This is a genomic window from Weizmannia sp. CD-2023 (genome assembly GCF_036225245.1).
Classification (GTDB): domain Bacteria; phylum Bacillota; class Bacilli; order Bacillales; family Bacillaceae_C; genus Weizmannia; species Weizmannia faecalis.
The window spans coordinates 1-2,528 of sequence record NZ_JARTJQ010000035.1 but is presented as its reverse complement, the minus strand read 5'-3'; the positions used below and the strand labels follow the sequence as shown (position 1 = coordinate 2,528).

At 43.0% G+C, this 2,528-nt stretch carries 3 protein-coding genes; 2 read left to right on the top strand and 1 reads right to left on the bottom strand.

All coding sequences use genetic code 11. The annotated features are described in order from the left end of the window. Positions 1 to 421 precede the first annotated feature (421 nt). Complete coding sequence (locus tag P9687_RS04855; RefSeq protein WP_026685168.1) at positions 422 to 832, bottom strand: Lrp/AsnC family transcriptional regulator; 411 nt, start codon at positions 830 to 832, stop codon at positions 422 to 424. 106 nt (positions 833 to 938) lie between these two features. Here P9687_RS04855 and P9687_RS04850 point away from each other — a divergent pair, with 106 nt between their 5' ends. After that, positions 939 to 1,355: a carboxymuconolactone decarboxylase family protein gene (locus P9687_RS04850; RefSeq protein ID WP_026685169.1), complete on the top strand. Its 417-nt coding sequence runs from the start codon at positions 939 to 941 to the stop codon at positions 1,353 to 1,355. Positions 1,356 to 1,573: 218 nt separating this feature from the next. Continuing rightward, positions 1,574 to 2,528, top strand: a 955-nt coding sequence (locus P9687_RS04845) for an amidohydrolase (protein WP_328228872.1), incomplete at its 3' end; no start/stop codon positions are given.

Here is a 2,528-nt window from a genome sequence, read left to right as displayed (position 1 = left end):
CTGCCAAAAAGACAAAACAAGCCGCACCTAGGCTCGAAATGTCCTTTTGAACCTGCCAAAAAGACAAAACACGCTGCACCCGAGCCCGAAATGTCTTTTTGAACCGGCCAAAAGGACAAAACAAGCCGCACCTAGGCTCGAAATGTCCTTTTGAACCTGCCAAAAAGACAAAACACGTTGCATCCGAGCTCGAAATGTCTTTTTGAACATGCCAAAAGGACAAAACACGCGGCATCCGAACCCGAAATGTCCTTTTAAGACAAAACACTGCAAGGATGCTGACAGCCTTGGCAAAAATTTAAATGCAAGGATGTTATAAAATTTGCACTTGAAGCTGATTCAATTATAGAGAAAACAAAATCGAATTTTTAAAGATGGATTCTTCTAGAGCTTACTCAGAATCGGATTCGTTCAGTAAGGCCTAAATTACTTTTGAAAAAATAAAGTTCGTTTTAGAATGTGCAAATAACTGCAATTCATCAATAAATTGCTCCGCGTCTTCAAATGAGTGGAAGCGGGCTTTTAACATAAAGCATGCTTCACCAGCAATACGATAACAAAAATCAACATTCGAATACTGGCATATTTGCTTTTTAAAATCGTCATAACGATTATTTTTAATTGTCGCTTCAATGATGGCTTCAATGGGGTAGCCCAGTTTTTTTTGATTCAGTTCAATGGTATAGCGTTTAATGATATCCTGTTCTTCTAATTGTCGTACCCGCTCTCTCACAGCCGGGGCTGATAGATGAATACGCCTGCTTAGCTCGCTCATTGATAACCGGCTATCTTCTTTCAATTCATGTATAATTTGTTCATCAATGAAATCCATTTCTTCAAATTCCTTTCCAATTTGAAATTCAAATCAATCAAATGCCTTTTAATCGGTATGTAAAAGCCGCACGCTTTATTTTACACTATTTTTGGGAGGGATGAGCATGACACTGATACCATTACATGAAAGAGGAAATACGCCATTTCAACAATTGCTGGGATATAATGCGTCCATTCTGAAATACTGGAACAAGCTCAGTGATGAATTTGAAAAGGATGGCCGGTTATCAGCGAAGTTAAAAGAAGAAGTCCGGCGTACACTTGCACAAAAAAATGGCTGCCTGTATTGTAAGGCAAAAGGCAAACCGAACCCCGCTGATTACGATGAAAAAACAGCGGTATGTACCGGATTTGCTGAAGCTTTTCTTGCGGGCAAAGGACAAACATCTCCAAATGTAACAGCGGTTTTAAAGGAGTATTTAACAGATGCGGAGATAAGTGAGCTGATTGCTTTCATTTGCTTCACAACAGCATCACAATATTTTGGCGCCCTCATGCAACTGGGGGAGCAACAAAGATAAGTGAAACTTCCATCAGTGGTGTTTATCCACTGATGGAAACCAATGGAGATGGTTTGATGCCTATTTCTCTCCTCTGCAGAAAGTCCCCCTTTTTTTCAAGAAAGCTAAACGTAAAACCAAATTGTTATTGCAATATAAAAGTATTTGATGTTATAATACTCTAAATTCTTTAAATCAATAAAGAAAATAGAAATATAGAATAAGAAAGGGATTTTGATATGGCATTATCTTTGGAAGCCGAAAAAATCGATGCATTGGTCGAACAAGTCAAGGAAGATGTAATCCATTGGCGGAGGCATTTGCACCAAAACCCGGAGCTTTCCTTCAAGGAAGTCGAAACATCGCAATTTATATACGATACGCTTGCATCTTTCGGGGGTTTGGTGTTGTCCCGCCCGACAAAAACGAGTGTGGTAGCCCGGCTGAAAGGAGCAAAGCCCGGCCGTGTTTTAGCGATTCGCGCCGATATGGACGCGCTCCCCATTCAAGAAGAAAATGCATTTGATTTTGCCTCAAAGCATGACGGTGTGATGCATGCTTGCGGCCATGACGGGCATACCGCGATGCTGCTTGGAGCCGCGAAAATTCTGGCCGGCTTAAAAGACCAAATCGCCGGTGAAATCCGTTTTCTGTTCCAACATGCCGAAGAACAATTGCCGGGCGGGGCTGAAGAAATGGTCCAAGCCGGTGTCATGGACGGTGTGGATCAGGTGATTGGCGCTCATTTATGGTCACCGCTTGAAGCTGGAAAAATCGAGTTGGTGTCAGGACCGATGATGGCGGCACCGGATGCTTTCTATATCACGATTAACGGAAAAGGCGGACACGGGGCACAGCCGCATTTAGCAATCGACAGCATTGCAATTGGTGCACAAGTTGTAACAAACCTTCAACATATTGTTTCAAGAAATATTGATCCCTTAGATCCCGTTGTTCTTTCCGTGACCCAGTTTATAGCCGGTACTGCGCATAACGTCATTCCCGGTTCGGTTTTCATCAGCGGCACCGTCCGGACGTTTAAGCCGGCGTTGCAGGAAGAAGTGATCCGGCTGATGGAACGCGTCGTGAAAGGCGTAACAGAAGCGCACGGAGCGGCTTATGATTTTCAATACGTGAAAGGTTATCGTCCCGTTATCAACGATCCGGAAGTCACGGCAAAGCTGCGTGAAGTAC